Origin of the sequence: Hyphomicrobium sp., assembly GCF_036262015.1 — a bacterium.
GTDB lineage: Bacteria > Pseudomonadota > Alphaproteobacteria > Rhizobiales > Hyphomicrobiaceae > Hyphomicrobium_C.
Map to the genome: position 1 here is coordinate 1,334,779 of NZ_DATAJR010000008.1, position 14,036 is coordinate 1,348,814.

The 14,036-nt window shown below is 61.7% G+C and carries 16 protein-coding genes; 2 read left to right on the plus strand and 14 right to left on the minus strand.

Annotation, left to right across the window (positions count from 1 at the left end; translation table 11 throughout):
- Positions 1-38 precede the first annotated feature (38 nt).
- On the plus strand, positions 39-728 hold the full coding sequence (locus tag VHO05_RS14785; RefSeq protein WP_329647347.1) for a helix-turn-helix domain-containing protein: 690 nt from the start codon (positions 39-41) through the stop codon (positions 726-728).
- Positions 729-840: 112 nt separating this feature from the next.
- Here VHO05_RS14785 and pqqC read toward each other — a convergent pair whose 3' ends face one another.
- The 14 genes from pqqC to VHO05_RS14855 all read right to left on the minus strand — a co-directional run bounded on the left by pqqC (position 841) and on the right by VHO05_RS14855 (position 13,004).
- Positions 841-1,599, minus strand: a complete 759-nt coding sequence (gene pqqC / locus VHO05_RS14790) for a pyrroloquinoline-quinone synthase PqqC (RefSeq protein ID WP_329647348.1) — start codon at positions 1,597-1,599, stop codon at positions 841-843.
- A gap of 103 nt (positions 1,600-1,702) precedes the next feature.
- Positions 1,703-2,035 carry a hypothetical protein gene (locus VHO05_RS14795; RefSeq protein WP_329647349.1) on the minus strand — a complete coding sequence of 111 codons (333 nt, stop codon included), beginning with the start codon at positions 2,033-2,035 and terminating at the stop codon, positions 1,703-1,705.
- Between the two features lie 45 nt (positions 2,036-2,080).
- Complete coding sequence (locus tag VHO05_RS14800) at positions 2,081-3,037, minus strand: YncE family protein (protein WP_329647350.1); 957 nt, start codon at positions 3,035-3,037, stop codon at positions 2,081-2,083.
- 1 nt (position 3,038) lies between these two features.
- Positions 3,039-3,572, minus strand: coding sequence for an SRPBCC family protein (locus VHO05_RS14805; RefSeq protein WP_329647351.1), 534 nt, complete (start codon positions 3,570-3,572; stop codon positions 3,039-3,041).
- Between the two features lie 18 nt (positions 3,573-3,590).
- Entirely contained in the window at positions 3,591-4,550 is a 960-nt protein-coding gene (locus VHO05_RS14810; RefSeq protein WP_329647352.1) for a vWA domain-containing protein, read from the minus strand.
- On the minus strand, positions 4,550-5,164 hold the full coding sequence (locus tag VHO05_RS14815; protein WP_329647353.1) for a hypothetical protein: 615 nt from the start codon (positions 5,162-5,164) through the stop codon (positions 4,550-4,552). Before VHO05_RS14815 ends, VHO05_RS14810 begins: the two co-directional genes overlap by 1 nt.
- Complete coding sequence (locus VHO05_RS14820; protein WP_329647354.1) at positions 5,155-6,165, minus strand: vWA domain-containing protein; 1,011 nt, start codon at positions 6,163-6,165, stop codon at positions 5,155-5,157. Before VHO05_RS14820 ends, VHO05_RS14815 begins: the two co-directional genes overlap by 10 nt.
- Positions 6,162-7,076, minus strand: coding sequence for a nonribosomal peptide synthetase MxaA (locus VHO05_RS14825; protein ID WP_329647355.1), 915 nt, complete (start codon positions 7,074-7,076; stop codon positions 6,162-6,164). The genes VHO05_RS14820 and VHO05_RS14825 overlap by 4 nt, the downstream gene beginning before the upstream one ends.
- 3 nt (positions 7,077-7,079) lie before the next feature.
- On the minus strand, positions 7,080-7,949 hold the full coding sequence (locus tag VHO05_RS14830) for a hypothetical protein (protein ID WP_329647356.1): 870 nt from the start codon (positions 7,947-7,949) through the stop codon (positions 7,080-7,082).
- Positions 7,946-8,947: a MoxR family ATPase gene (locus tag VHO05_RS14835; protein WP_329647357.1), complete on the minus strand. Its 1,002-nt coding sequence runs from the start codon at positions 8,945-8,947 to the stop codon at positions 7,946-7,948. Before VHO05_RS14835 ends, VHO05_RS14830 begins: the two co-directional genes overlap by 4 nt.
- A 198-nt stretch (positions 8,948-9,145) precedes the next feature.
- Positions 9,146-9,439: a methanol dehydrogenase [cytochrome c] subunit gene (locus VHO05_RS14840; RefSeq protein WP_329647358.1), complete on the minus strand. Its 294-nt coding sequence runs from the start codon at positions 9,437-9,439 to the stop codon at positions 9,146-9,148.
- 97 nt (positions 9,440-9,536) lie between these two features.
- Positions 9,537-10,106, minus strand: coding sequence for a cytochrome c(L), periplasmic (gene moxG, locus VHO05_RS14845; RefSeq protein ID WP_329647359.1), 570 nt, complete (start codon positions 10,104-10,106; stop codon positions 9,537-9,539).
- 52 nt (positions 10,107-10,158) lie between these two features.
- Positions 10,159-11,037, minus strand: a complete 879-nt coding sequence (gene moxJ, locus VHO05_RS14850; protein ID WP_329647360.1) for a methanol oxidation system protein MoxJ — start codon at positions 11,035-11,037, stop codon at positions 10,159-10,161.
- Positions 11,038-11,171: 134 nt separating this feature from the next.
- Complete coding sequence (locus VHO05_RS14855) at positions 11,172-13,004, minus strand: methanol/ethanol family PQQ-dependent dehydrogenase (protein WP_329647530.1); 1,833 nt, start codon at positions 13,002-13,004, stop codon at positions 11,172-11,174.
- Positions 13,005-13,495: 491 nt separating this feature from the next.
- On the opposite strand from VHO05_RS14855, the gene VHO05_RS14860 reads away from it, so the two are divergent.
- The gene (locus VHO05_RS14860) at positions 13,496-14,005 is read left to right on the plus strand and encodes a hypothetical protein (protein ID WP_329647361.1); all 510 of its coding nucleotides are present in this window, start codon (positions 13,496-13,498) and stop codon (positions 14,003-14,005) included.
- Positions 14,006-14,036: the final 31 nt, after the last annotated feature.

The window sequence follows — 14,036 nt, forward strand, 5'->3', positions numbered from 1 at the left end:
GGCCGCCGTGACCCATCCAGGCGGCCGAGGAGAAATTCATGCTCGGGACCCACCACCTCGAAACTCCTACCCATCCGAAATCTGCACGAGAGAACGCGGGGGCACGTGGGAGCCGATCGCTCGACGAGCGCCTCGCCTATGCCCTAGAGCGCAGGCTCGAACCCAAAGAGCACGTATTTTGCGAAGGTGATCCGCGGACGCATGTGTTCCGGGTCGAGGAAGGCGTCATTGCCATCTACAAGACCTTGTTCGACGGCCGCCGCCGCATTATCGACTTCGCCTATCCCGGCGACTTCATCGGTCTCGGTATGCTGGGCGAGCATATCATGAGTGCGCAGGCGACCTGCCAGTCCAAGGTGCGCTGCTTATCGGCTTCCGCCCTGGAAAATCTGGCAGAGACCGATGCCTCGTTGGCTCTCAAGCTATACAAGTCGGTGTGCCAGGATCTTGCTGCGGCCCGTAATCTCCTCGTGACCGTTGGTCAGCGCAGTGCCGTCGAGCGCGTCGCAGCCTTCTTGCTCACCCTTCACCGCAGGAGCGCGGAAGGGGATGTCGTGAAGCTTGCAATGCGCCGGAGCGACATTGCCGATCTTCTCGGCTTGACGATTGAAACGGTGAGCCGGACGCTCACCAAATTGCGCGAAATGGATGTCATAGATGTCGAGCAGGGTGGAACCACCGTCACCCTGCGTGATCTCCCGCGCCTGACAGATCTCGCAAACGAGTAGATTGCTTGAGGGTTGACTATTGCCCTCAGTCTTGTGACCGGCTTCTGGCTCTGGACCGCGCTGCACGCGCCGACGTGCAGCAGTGGTCGGCCTGGAGCCGGTCATTCTCTTTCTATTCGGGTTTGAATGCGCCGGGCGGTACGATGCCGGGTGCCACATAGGCATGGTTCAGCGCATCGAGCTGGGCCCAAAGGGTGTTGCACTTGAAGCGAACAGCTGCGACGCAGGCTTCCTGCTCGGCGCGCGTATGAGCATTTTTCTTTACGTAGGAGAGGGCGAACTCCGAGTCGCGCGGGGCTTGGGTCAGGCGACGCTTGAAGTAGGCCATGACCTTGTCGTCGATGAAGTCGTAGTTCTCCAGCATCCCCGCGATGCGCTCGCGATGGATAGAGGGTGCGAACAGCTCCGTCAGGGACGAAGCGACGGCGACGACGAGCGGTTGTTCGACAACGAAGCGGACATAGGCTTCGACCGCGAAACGCGTCGCGGGCAGTGCGCCCTCCATGCTGATGACGTAATCGCGGTCGAGGCCGAGGCCGTCGGTCAAAACGAGCCAACGCTCGATACCGCCCGGTTCTTCGCCAAGGCCATCGTGGTCGTGAATGCGGTGGATCCATTCGCGGCGCAGCTCGCGGTCGTGGACGCGGCTCATCAGGGCAGCGTCCTTGCGGGGAACGGCGGCCTGGTAGCAGTAGCGATTGAGAGCCCAGGCCTGAACCTGGCCCTTGTTCAGCTTTCCGCCGTGTAGAAGTTTATGGAATGGATGCTTGTCGTGATAGCGCTCGGCTCCGACGGCCCGGATAGCCGCTTCGAACTCGGCTTCGCTCATCGGTTTTGAAGAGTGGGCGTGAAACGGCGCTAATTCGGTCATTGTAATGCCTCCCTATATGCGGGAGGCACCATGAGGACATACTTGAGGTAAATGCTTGATCCGCCTCAACAGCATCGCTTCACTTGGCCGTGAGGGGGCTTGCCTACATCGGTATGGACGGGACGTTCTCGGGCAGCATGCCTTCCGGGAGGCAGGGGCGTCCCGTAGCCTTACATTGAAACGTGCCATTGTCCTTGTTGCACTCGAGAGCCCGCTGGTCGGCATTGTCCCAGCTCTCATACCCGCGTCCGAGCGCTCCTGCCCGCGACGACCACCACTGTTGGGCTGCTGTGAGAGCCTCTTCCTGCGTCACACCCGACGAGGTTCCGCTTTCGACGGGATCACCGCAAAACCGTCCTGCTTCGGCGGAGGCCGACATTCCGATCGTCAGCAACGCGCTCAAACCCGCCCGCGTCATGGCCATTCCTGCCCGCATTCGTGCTCTCCCCCATTTCTGTTAGGGCTCGGTTCTCGGCTTCCGTCAAGGTTTCCTGCGTATCGCGACGATTGCGCGCGGACCGCCCGGGCATTTGATCCGGCGAAGCTCGCGACGTGCCAAAAGATCGAGCACGGAGACGTCGTCGGAGAACCAGTTGGCGACGTAGGCGCGGGTTCCGCTTGCGTCGATAGCAATCCCCTCCGGATAGCCGCCGACTTTGATCGACGCTGGGGTTTCGCCGGTGCCGCGAAGAATGGAGAGGGTGCCACTCTGCTGGTTGCTGACCAACACGCGGGAGCCGTCCGGAGTGACGGCCGCTCCGTACGGCATGGCGCCGCTTTTCAGCGTGTCGGTGACTTTGAGTTTTTCGGTGTCGATGACCGAGACCGTGCTGCTTTGAACATTTCCGACGTAGAGATGCTTGCCGTCAGGCGACAACGCCATCGCGAAGGGGGCGCGCCCGACCTCGATGGTTCTCACCACGCGCAGGTCCTGGAGCCGGACCGCACTGACGCTGTCGCCTTCTCGATTGGCGACGAAAAGCAGCTTCTCGTCGGGTGTGAGAAGAAGATGCGCCGGTGCGCGGCCGACCTCGACTGTCTTCGGTTCGCTGGCGCCTTTCGGATCGACAACTGTGATGTGCGCACCGTTCCAATCGCCAATGAAGAGGTTTCCGGTCGAGGTGACCGCGACGCCGAAGGGGGAGCCGCCGACCGAGAGCGTTCCGGCGACGCGCGATTGATCGAGATCGACCACGGAAACCTGACCGAGATCCGGATGGGTGACGTAGGCGGTCTGCTTGTCCGGAGCGATCGCGAGTGAAGCAGCCGCCTTGGCGAGCGGGATCGAGTTTACGATGCCGCTCGCTGTCTCGATATCGATTTCCGTCAACGCGGCGGCGGACTGGCTCAAGACGTAGATGCGATCCTTCGCGTTCGCTTCGCCTGTTATTGCGAGGCAGGCCGCGAGAATTGCCGCCGCTTTACGGAGAAGGCCCAAGTCAGCTCTTTCCTTCGACCTTGGCCTTCAGACCCTTCAATCCTTCCTGCAGGAAGGTGGTCATGGCCTTCACGGCCGCTTCGTCGTTGAGGTTCTCGGGCGGGAAGTTGCTCGTGTCTCCGCGATAGAAGCGGCCGATCCAGGTCACCTCACTGCCGTCTCCCGCGGGCGTAACGGCGATCGTGGCTGAATAGAAGCTCACCGGCAGGGCTTCTAGGTTTTCGGTCGAGAGGCGATAGCCGTAGGACATATCCTTGTCGTTATACTCATCGAGCCCTTCGACGAGGTTGCCGGTTTTGAGGGTAATGGTGCGTGAGGCGCCTGAGGCATTACCGCCTGTCGCCTCCGCCTTTGTGATGGCCGGGTTCCAGCTCACATCGCCAAACTCCTTGAGTGCGGCCCAGACTTTTGCCGGTGGGGCGGCGATGGTGATTTTCTCCTCGGCCTTTTGCGGTGTGGGGCCATGCGCGAAGGCGGGTGCCGTGACACCGATGCAAAAAGCCAGCGCGCTCATGAGACGTGCAAATACGGACATGCTTATCCTCGTGTTGCTTCAGGTTCTGTGTGGTGAGCGCACAAAGAGTGGTGCGGTATAAAGGGCGATCAAGAGTGCGAGTGCGAGCGCGGCTGGGAGCGGTCGAATGTCAACTGCGACTTCGACGGGGCGCGGGTGGGCGTGCGCCGAGATCGTTTTGTACAGGTCCGGTTCATCGATGAGATCGGCATGCGCGAGGCCAATTTTCGTTACGAGTTTTTGGAGGTATTCGCTGCGTACTGACGACAGATGTTCCTCACCTTGAGGGGCATCGCTTCCGAACGGCGCCCATTTTGGATGGTAGCCGGGACGCAGGTGTGCATCCTGAGGTGGCGGCCCGGAGTGGTTCTCCTGCGGCACGTCCATCGGACCATAGGACCCGATCTCGTTTCCGTCGTCGTCGTATTTGGGCATCGGAACTTTGTCCCGGCCGCCGACGCCGAGCACGACGCCCATGACCTTGCCGGGCGTACCTTCGAACTCCGGGAGCGCGCCTCCGGGCGGCAGTGGCGGGGCTTCATGGCCATCAGTCGCGAAGAGGAGATCGGCTTTCAGGTCCTCGGCTATTGCCATCGCGCTATAGAGGCCTTTGGCGACCATGCTGTCGCCTTCCCAGGCCATCCGCCAGTCGAGCGTCTTGATCGCCGTTTCCAACGGCGCGAAGTTCTCGCAGACCTCCACGGGATTGAAGAGCAGGAAAGAGCGGCGTTCCGTGAAAATGCCGAGCCCTAACCGCGACTGGCACGGCAGAACCGCGAGCAATTCTTCGAGGGCCGCTTTTGTTGCATCCAGCCGGTTGGACGGCTTGCCGGAAACCGTCATGTCCCGCGTATTCATGCTGCCGGTGATGTCGACGATGGCGACGAGGTCGTAAACGTTGCGCGTCAGCGTGATGCGCGGAAGGGCGATTGCAATCGCGGTCAGGCCAAGCGCCACGATCAGCATCCAGAACCTCGCGTCTTCCAGGCGCTCGCGCATCAGGGCAATCCCTTCGGAACACCTGGCAGATCCGTCCAGAGTTTTTTCGGCGCGTCCGGCGGGAGGTCCTCGCCTTCCTGCTCGTAGCCCGGAAAGTCACGCACGATGCGCATCGCGACATCGAAATTGTATTTGATGTCCCAGGCGTCCGGGTCGAGCCGCAGGGCAAGGCGGTATTCGTCCTTCGCGAGGCGCGTCAGCGGAATGGCCTTGTCGTTGTCGCCGCGCTCGACGGCGGCGATAGCATCGCGGATTCGCGCGTTGGCGTGATTGTAGAGGAGCCGCGCGCGCTGCTTGGGGTTTCGGATCGTGCCTGATGCGTCGACGAGAGATTGGGCCTCTTCGCGCCTATCTCGCTGCAGGAGAAAAATCGATCTGGCGATGATGACCTCGGGGGCGGCCGAGCGGGGATCAATGGCGATGTCGTCGCCGTTCTTCAGCGCGGCAACGGTGACATTGTCTCGGCGGACCTCGTGGATTTGCCAAGTCAGTGCAGCGAGGGCACCGACCGATGCGATGAGCGCGGCGGCGAAAAGAGCCGTGCGCATCTTTTTGAGAGCGGCCAGCACCGGCAAAAGCATGCGGGACGCGAGGGAGGTTTCGCTCATTGCCATGATGAGCTCTCCGTTACGGGAACGAGGCGAACTTCGGCGAGCTTAGCAGCGAAGAGAACGAGCAGGGCCACAAGGGCTACTGTGAAGGCATGAGACTTCAAGTCCTGGTGCGGAATGCGCTCGTAATAGGTGATCTGGCTTCGCTCGAGCTTGCTGATCTCGGCGATGGCCTGACGAACCGCTTCGGGGTTTTCGGCTTCGAAGGCGCGATAGTCGACGCCGAGCGACTTGAAGAATTTGTCCAGGTGACGTTCCGGCATGGCCTGCGGTGTGTCTTCCTCGCCGGGAGCCGGGATCGTCGAGATGCCGGGGGCTCCTTCCGTGCGGAGGAATAGCCAATAAAGATTGATGGGCCGGCGTGCGAAGGCGGCTCGCAGCTTTTCCTGCGCCTTTCGGTCGATCACGGCGGCGCCATCGGAGACGAGCACGATCACGCGAGCTGCGGGCGAGGTGTCGGCTTCCTGCATGTCAAGGGAGAGCGCGAGGCCCCTGCCGACGTTCGTGAAGGCAAGGCCCGGACGATCCATCGCGTCGACCGCTGCAATGACTGCGTCTTTGTGATCGGTCATCGGAAGCACATGCATCGGCGAAGTGGAGAACGCAGCGACTCCGACCAAGTCATGCTCGCGCTGGTGCACGAACTCCTTGAGCAGGCGCCGGGCTGCGGCGGACTTGCTTTCCTCACCACCTTCGGGCGCGCGGCCGGCGAACGTATTGTCCATACTGGACGAGCGGTCGATCAAAAGGACAATGTGGGCGCCTTCGCCACTTCTCTCGACGGTGCGGCCGAGACGATGAAGGCCGCCGATGCCAAGGATGAGCGCAAAAATTGCGATGGCCCCCGTGATCCGCAAGCCCCAGTCGATGGCGGCCGAGAGGGGATCCGTTTCGATGCCTTCGATGGAGGGAAAGCTCTGCGTCCTCTGAGGCGACAAGACGAATGGCAGCAAGGTCAGCGGCAACAGCAACAATGCGAGTGGATATGCCAAGGCGAGGTTCATCGCGCTTCCCTCTCCTGACGCGCAAGGGAAGCGGCAAGCTCCTTCAGTTCGCTCGGCGGCATGTTGATCTCGCCATCGCGCTGGGCGTCGCCGAAGAACACGGTGCGTGAGGCTGAGAAAAAACGTGTCACTTGTTCGCGAGCTTCGTCGTGCTCGGGGTGCTTGGCCAGGAAGATGTCGACGTCGGCGGCGAGCAGACGTTGGCCGGCCGCAGTGTCGAATGCGCGATGCAACGCAAGGAGGGCGGTCTTGTAACCCTCCGCGCTGCCCTTGGCGAGGGATTGCCCGATTTCGCGGACCGCACGCGAAAATGGGCGCGCTGGCCGACGATGGAACGGCCACCACGCAAGGTCGCGCGCGAGGAGAGCCAGGAAGAGCGCCGAGAAGCCCAATGCGGTGAGGGCTGCGGTGCGCAACAGTCCCGAGCGGCTGAACTCCGGCGGTACATCCGGGCGTAGGAATGTTTCCGATGTCTCGCCGCTCTTTTCGGGAAAGATCTCTCGCAGCGGAGACATCAAGAACGTGAAGGGCGGGATGGCTGCGGTTTCGCTGCCGGCCGGACCACGTACGGTTATTTCGGTGGTCGGGATGGCGAGCTTGCGCGGGTCGATTGGTGCATAGAACGTTTGATAGACGAGTTTCAAGCGATGGAGACGCCCGTCGCCCTGGTGCGTCGAGGTGTGTTCGATGCTGCGCAGTTCCAGCCAGTAGTTGGACGGCCCGGTGCGCGGCAAGGAAGCGGGAACGATTTCGTCGTCAGGGCCGGTCTCGATTTCGACGATGCGCTCGAGCGTGTCGCCGAGGAAGTAGCCGAATGCCCGCGGTTCTATTGTGTGAACCGCGCGGACGCCAGCGGCGGCATTGCCCGCCAGGACCAGCAGTGGAACGAGCATAAGCCAGAAGCGATGCATGACTTACGCTCCTCTGGCCAGGTGCGCACCGAGGCGATCCCAGTCAATCGTGTCGGTGATTTCAAATGGTTCGCGCCCATAGCGCGCCGCGAGCGAGCGAAAAAAGGACCGGCGGGCCTCGATCCTCCTTTGCCACTCAACCTTCAATGAAGGCCGCATGGCTACGAGACGTCGCCGGCCAGTTTCGAGATCCGTCAGTTCGATGAGCCCCCAAGAGGGAAGGCGCACGTTCTCGCGCGAGTCTGTTATGCTGATCGGCACGACGTCATGGCCGCTGAGTACTTCAAACAGCGCTTCGAGCTCGGCTTCGGGCAACAGAAAATCCGAGACGACAAGAACGAGATTGCGTCTGCGGCCGATGCGCTGCGCGGCTGCGATCAGTCCTGAAGCGCCGCGCCGCACAGGGTGATAACGGCGGAGCGCTGCAATCATCTCGGCTTCTCCGGCGCGAGAGCGTGTCGGCAGGCAAGAGAGAGCGTCGTTCGGAGCCTCGTCCGCGGCGTAAAGCGCGAATGTGTCTCCGCCACGCCGGGCGGCCGCGGCAAAGACTTGAGAAAGATCCGCGGCTATGGCCATTTTGCGCGACGCGCCTTCGAAGGCCATAGAGCCCGATATGTCCAGCAGCATGGAGACGCCGATGTGGCTCTTTTCCTCGAACCTGCGGACATGCAGCGTGCCGAATGGATCGCGCAATGTCTGACGCATATCGATACGGCGCGGGTCGCGGTATTCGAGAAGCGTCGCAAGATCGCGGAAGGCACCGCCTGCGCCGGATTGCGTGCTGCGATGGACACCTTGGCGAAGGGCTCGGCTTCGCCAGATGATCCGAAACGGCAGATCGTTGGGGACGGGAGCTGCGGCGCTCGCCGTCATGGCACGGGAACCGTTTCGAAGAGGGCGTCGATGAGTTCGCGCGCAATCGTCTCGCGGCGCATCTCGTAAACGGGCTCGAAGAAGATGCGGTGTGCCATCGTCTCGTAAAAGACGGCGCGCACGTCCTCCGGAACAGCCATCGTACGGCCGTCGAGCCAGGCAGCCACGCGGGCGGCGCGGACCAGATAGCTCAGGCCGCGCGGGCTTGCGCCGGCTGCCACGAGGCGGGTGGTATCAACGCCGGGAATCTGGATGCCCGCATCGCCGGGGGTACGAATGGCTTGCCAGAGATTGAGGACATAGCGTTCGAGCGCTTCGCTCGCCTTGATCTCGCTCTGGATCGCGCGCGCGACGGCATTCAGCTCGTTGTAGGAGAGAATGCCTTGCTCCAACGACCCGATGAGCCGGTCTCCGTCGTGAAACCGGGTATCGAATGCGAGGGCGCGGCGTGTCGCTTCGTCGGTCGGCGTCGAGATGGCGATTTCCATCAGGAAGCGATCCCGCGCGGCGGCCGGGAGTTCGAACGTCTCCTCGCGTTCGACGCGGTTTCGGTCCGCGAAAACGACAAGATGCGGAAAGTGGAATTCGCGGTTGAACGCCGAGACGCTGCGCTCTGCCATAAGTCGCAGCAGCAGGGAATGGACCTGGGGGCGTGCGCGGTTGATTTCGTTGAAGAAGAAGATGGCGAGGTCTTCGCCGGCGCGGAGAACAGGGCCTTCGTCAACGCGAGGGCGGCCGTCCTCGGCAAGATAGGTGTGATAAATGAGATCGCCGGGCATCAAGTCGATCGTGCCCTCGATCCGCTCATACGCGCCTCCGACCGCTCGCGCGGCCGCGCGTAACAACGTCGTCTTGCCGACGCCGACGTCACCTTCGAGCAAGACGTGTCCGCGCGCAAAGAGCGCGATCGTCAACAGGCGGATGACCCGCGCCTGTCCAACCACGGCCTTCGCGATCTCGGCTTCGAAGTTTTCCGCTCGCGCTCTCCACGCGGGCATGTTCACGGATCCGGTTTCGCAACCGGCCTCAATCTGGTCGTGCGGCATCAAGACCTCGCGGCAGGCGGAGCCGAACCGCCGCCTCGTTCAAAAGGAGGTGCGGCCGAAGCCGCACCCCAAGAACCCTCGGAGAGGAAGCAGAGCAACTCTTGCAAGCGTGGCACTGCAGCCGAGGAAACCGATCGAACCCAGCAGAGACTACTGGATCTTCTTGACGTCGTAGACCCACTTGCCGGTCTTCTTGAAGTTTTCGGAGCGCTGCGCATTGCGGGCGGCCTGATCATCAAGAGACTTCTGCTGCTTGGCGAGTTCCTTCGGGTCGTGCTTGGGGTCATACTTCGAGCCAGCGACCTTCTCCGGATAGCCGGGCTTCGGCTCCCAGCAGTTGCCGGCGGCCTTGCACTTCGTGCCGTCGTACGCACCGGCAACGCCAGCGCCGACGGCGAGGATCACCGCGCTTGCGGCGAGCGTCACAAGAGACTTCTTCGTCATGGGTCAGTTCCTCCAATCCACGTCTTCACTTCAGGCGGTTGAATCCGCCCTGACACCCGCAGTCCGCCGGGGGCGCCGTTAGAAGCGCCTGTTCCGGTTATTGTGCGGATACCTTGCACTCACCCGCGTCGGCTTTTGCCGTCTCGGACGAATGTTCCTCGGGCTTGAACGGCTTAAAGGTCTTCTTCTGCTCGTCCGTCAGCCAATCGGCATCGGCCACGTCGCCGGTATACATGTGCCGGATCCAGGCCATCAGTTTCAGAAGGTCATCGATCGAATGATCGTTGTGCGGGCCCATCATGCCTTGCGCGCCGCCGTAGATCGTCTCGAAGAGACCTTTGTCCGTTTTGTTTTTTGGGTATGTCCAGTAGGAGTCACCGAGACCAGGCCCGAGCTTGCCTTCGCCGAAGTGACCGTGGCAGCCCGAACAGGCCGTGAGATAGATCTCCTCGCCTTTCGGGAGGCAGGCCGGTACCTCGGCGTACAGGTTCACTCCGTTCGCGAGGAAGTTCTTCGCCGCGTCGGTATCGCGGCCCTCGGGAAGCGACGTCTCGGATACTTTCAGGTCTTCGCCAGTGATTGTGTGCCGGAAGTCCTCGGCATGCACAGCCGCACCGCCCAGTGCGCTTGCCGCGATCAGGGCGGACGCCCAAATTACCTTGCTCATCTTCATTCTGTGGTCGCTACCCGTCGTTTTTTGCGTTTCGTCTTTTAGATGCTCATGAGCGCGGTAGGCCGGCTACGAGCGGAATGCCCTCGTCCTTCAGGATCTCTTCGATCTTCGGCTTGGCCTTATCGAGTGCGAGATCGAGTGCGGACAGCAGCGCGGTATCGTCCTTGCGGACGCCGATTGACTGATCGAAGTGATGCGGAACTTTCTCGCCGTCACTGCGCGTGTTGTTGTCTGGAATGATGGTGAGCGTCACGCTTCCGGACGCCTTGGCGTAGCGCGCGACGTCGGGGGCAAAGTTGACCGCGACCTCAGCGGTGGCATCAGCGACCTCGTTGACCATGCGCTGCGGTGGAATGCGCGTGAACTTGTTGCGCTTGTCCTGGAAGTTCGTCAGGGAGTGCATGTAGTTGAAGTGCTCGCGGAAGAGGCCGATCTTCTCGAGCATGATCTGGCCAGGCGATCCGGGCGTGAACCCGATTTTGGTGGCCTTCGCGAGATCGGGGCTGTTCCAGTCCTTGATGTCGAGCTTGGTGTCCTTGCGCTGGATGAAGACGTAGGGCGCGCGATAGTAGGGCTTTGTTGTCGCGACGCGTGGATCACCGGTGTCTAGCCCCATGACGACGTCGCACATCTTCATTTCGAGCTGGTCGCGGACGATGTAGATGCCGGGGCGCGAGAACCAGACGAAGAGCGGCTTGCGGCCCATGGTCTCGGCCAGGGCGGACGCGATCTTGTTTTCGAAACCGGAACCGTCACGATTGGAATAGGGGAGTTCATCGGCGGCGGCGCAGATGCGCAGCACGTTGGCGTTGGCTGCGGCGTTGTCGTCTTCGGCGGCTACAGCGGGACCGGCTAGCGCAGCGGCGACAAGCGCGAATTTCAAGCCTTGCAAGCGGCGGGAGGTCAGACGCTTTACGTTGCTCATTGGGGTTTCCTCTGGGTGCAATACGCCTGCCGTCTCATGGTGCTGCTTGCGTGCAGCTTTGCGGCATTGGGCGTGATTTTGGCGGTGGCCGCAGCGCCGGGAGCGACGCTGCGGCTGCCGTTCAGGCTGTCAGATCAGCCCTTGCTGTCGAACTCGCCGACGTTGATGTCCTCCGAGTAGGGGTTCTTGCCATCGAGCGAGAACACCTGGAGACCACCACCCATCTGCGTGTAGTTCTGGAGGTTCTTGAAGGCGCCGACTGCACCGAGGCCGGCGGTCGGATCCTGCAGGTCGAACACGAGACCAACGCCCGGCCAGCCGCCGACGCCGTACATGATGCCGACGTACTGGGTCCCCTTGTGCTCATACGTCATCGGGTGACCGATCACGCCTGAGGGAAGCTTGTACTTCCAGAGCAGCTCGCCGGTGTCCGAGTTGCGGGCCTTGATGAAGCCATCCAGCGTTCCGTAGAACACCAGGTTGCCTGCGGTGGCCATGGTGCCGCCCCAGACCGAGAAGCGCTCCATCTTGTCCCACTTGTAGTCGCCGGTGATCGCGTTGTAGGCCTTGATCTGACCGAGGCCCAAGTAGTTCTGACGATCGCCCTTCGGACCCGGATACATCCACAGCGTAGCGCCGACGAAGAACTGACCTGCGCGGTAGGGAAGCATGAAGGGCTCCCAGTCCATGCAGATGTGGTTGATGCCCATGAAGAAGAGTTCCTTCGTGGGATCGTAGGAGTCGTGGCCCTGGTTGTGGTAGCCCATGGCCGACGGGCAGATTTCCTTGCCCTTGTGGTCCATGCGCGTGCCGAACTCGGGATCACGCTGCGGGAGGCCGGTCTTGAGGTCGACCTGCTTCACCCAGTTGACCGTATCGTCGAGCTTGTTGGCCGAGATCAAGTCGCCGTTTTCACGATCGAGCGTGTAGACGATGCCGTTACGATCGGGATGGGTCAGAAGCTTGCGCTTCTTGCCGGCCTTGTCCGTCTGCTCCGAGAGGATCATGACGTTGACGCCAGCGTAGTCCCACTCGTCGTGCGGGGTCTTCTGATAGCCGAACTTGGCCTTGCCGGTGTCGGCGTCGCGGCCCCAGATGGTCATCGTCCACTTGTTGTCGCCCGGACGCATGGTCTCGTTCCACGGTGCCGGGTTGCCCGAGCCGTAGTGGAAGAGGTTCGTATCCGGGTCGTAGGCGTACCAGCCCCAGTTGGTGCCGCCGCCGATCTTCCAGGCGTCGCCTTCCCAGGTGCCCGTGCCGAGGCCCTTCTGGCCGTAGTGCGGGTTCGCGCTGTTGAAGTCGTCAGCCAGGCCGACCTCGTTGTCGGGACCGGTAGCGTAGACGCGCCAGACCTGTGCGCCGGTCTTGACGTCATAGGCCGTCGTGTGGCCGCGAACGCCGAGCTCAGCACCGGACGAACCGACGAGGGCCAGGTCCTTGATGACATACGGCGCCTGGGTCAGCGTCTGGCCGACCTTGATGTCACCGTTCTCGACCTTCCAGTACTCTTCGCCCGTCTTGGCATTGAGTGCCACGAGGTGGCCGTCGAGTTGCGTCTTGATGATCAGTGCCGGCACCTTGCCGTCACCCGGCCAGTAGGCGAGACCACGGTTCACAAGGTCGCAGCATGCGACCGAGCGTGCGGCAGGATCCTGCTTCGGCTTGTGCTGCCACAGGATGTGGCCCGGATCGGCGAGGTCGAGCGCGAACGTGTTGTTCGGGAACGAGGTGTGGACGTACATGACGCCGTCGACGACGAGCGGCGTTCCTTCGTGCCCGTGCAGCAGACCGGTTGAGAACGACCAGGCAGCGCGGAGCTGCTTCACGTTCTCGGTGTTGATCTGCGTGTTGGGGCTGTAGTTCTGTGAGCTATAGTTCTTGCCCGGCATAATCCAGTTTTCGTTGCTCTTCGACAGCTCGTTGAGCTTGTCGTTGGCGAACGAAGAGGATGCCGTGCCCACTTGCATGGCGACCGTCAGCGCAACGCAGGACGCGCTAGCCAACAGCCCCTTACCTAGGTGCTTCATCATTCCCAAAACCTCGCGTTATCCATCCCAAGGCCGAGGCAGTTCCCGCGCGAGTTCCCATGGATGCCCATGCGCTCTCCCGCAGCCCACCTCTATCCAGCAGCGCGATGCCTCTCCGACCGGCGGGGACATCACGGTTACGGAGCGATCTGCTCAATCCACCCGGACATTTATTCGTCCGTTTGCGGCATGGCGTCTCGAACCGTGGGCGGCACGCTAGACTGCGACAATCGCGATGGTCTCTAGTCCGACTGGCAGAGATCGGCAGGAAAAAAAAGCAAAGGCGTCGGGCATCGGCCATTTGCGGGCGCATGTGTAACTATGTAACGTTTTTGTGATTGCGACGATGGCGCAGCTTGTGGTGTGTCAAGGCAGAAGCGCGAAGCGAAATCGCGCCTGATGCACGTTTCATCACAGAGGCTCGAAGGTTCGTGAAGCATACTGCATGCGTGAGATGGCGTTCGCTGCTTGCAATGCTTGTCGTAGTTGCGACGGGCGCGTGCAGTGACGAGCGGCAAGCAGAGCATGAACGTTCGTCGCATGGCGCCGAGGCTCCGCACAAAGTGGCGTGGCTCGACGTTTCCAGCACCATCACTCCTGGCCAGTGGCTAGCGAGCCGAAAGGATGACAAGCCGAAGCCCGTCAATCATCCGGAAGTGCAGCGCATCGCTCGGCAGCTTGCGACCGCTCATGGGCTTTATCGCGAGAGCGAGCGGATGATTGCGAATCGTTCCGCGCAGGTATCCGAGATGCTTGACACGCATGGAATTCGAGAGAGACCGACCGATATCCTCGACGGCCTCACCGGCATTGCAGGTGAGGTTGGGCAGACGGAGGGCTTCGGGGCGGTAAGTCAGCACTATTTCAATTTACGAGTTGCGGACATCGAGCGCGGAGAGGCGCTCGCGACGCTCAAGGCACGCTATGGACCGAGGCAGTAGACGACAGGGACCGAACGACGAAATGGGATTA

Coding starts and splice junctions, on each gene's coding strand:
- VHO05_RS14830 (WP_329647356.1), bottom strand. CDS start 7,949: ATGACGGCGAGCGCCGCAGCTCCCGTCCCCAACGATCTGCCGTTTCGG.
- VHO05_RS14835 (WP_329647357.1), bottom strand. CDS start 8,947: ATGCCCGCGTGGAGAGCGCGAGCGGAAAACTTCGAAGCCGAGATCGCG.
- VHO05_RS14815 (WP_329647353.1), bottom strand. CDS start 5,164: ATGGCAATGAGCGAAACCTCCCTCGCGTCCCGCATGCTTTTGCCGGTG.
- VHO05_RS14810 (WP_329647352.1), bottom strand. CDS start 4,550: ATGCGCGAGCGCCTGGAAGACGCGAGGTTCTGGATGCTGATCGTGGCG.
- VHO05_RS14785 (WP_329647347.1), top strand. CDS start 39: ATGCTCGGGACCCACCACCTCGAAACTCCTACCCATCCGAAATCTGCA.
- VHO05_RS14855 (WP_329647530.1), bottom strand. CDS start 13,004: ATGCAAGTGGGCACGGCATCCTCTTCGTTCGCCAACGACAAGCTCAAC.
- pqqC (WP_329647348.1), bottom strand. CDS start 1,599: ATGACCGAATTAGCGCCGTTTCACGCCCACTCTTCAAAACCGATGAGC.
- VHO05_RS14795 (WP_329647349.1), bottom strand. CDS start 2,035: ATGCGGGCAGGAATGGCCATGACGCGGGCGGGTTTGAGCGCGTTGCTG.
- VHO05_RS14820 (WP_329647354.1), bottom strand. CDS start 6,165: ATGAACCTCGCCTTGGCATATCCACTCGCATTGTTGCTGTTGCCGCTG.
- VHO05_RS14840 (WP_329647358.1), bottom strand. CDS start 9,439: ATGACGAAGAAGTCTCTTGTGACGCTCGCCGCAAGCGCGGTGATCCTC.
- moxJ (WP_329647360.1), bottom strand. CDS start 11,037: ATGAGCAACGTAAAGCGTCTGACCTCCCGCCGCTTGCAAGGCTTGAAA.
- moxG (WP_329647359.1), bottom strand. CDS start 10,106: ATGAGCAAGGTAATTTGGGCGTCCGCCCTGATCGCGGCAAGCGCACTG.
- VHO05_RS14805 (WP_329647351.1), bottom strand. CDS start 3,572: ATGTCCGTATTTGCACGTCTCATGAGCGCGCTGGCTTTTTGCATCGGT.
- VHO05_RS14825 (WP_329647355.1), bottom strand. CDS start 7,076: ATGCATCGCTTCTGGCTTATGCTCGTTCCACTGCTGGTCCTGGCGGGC.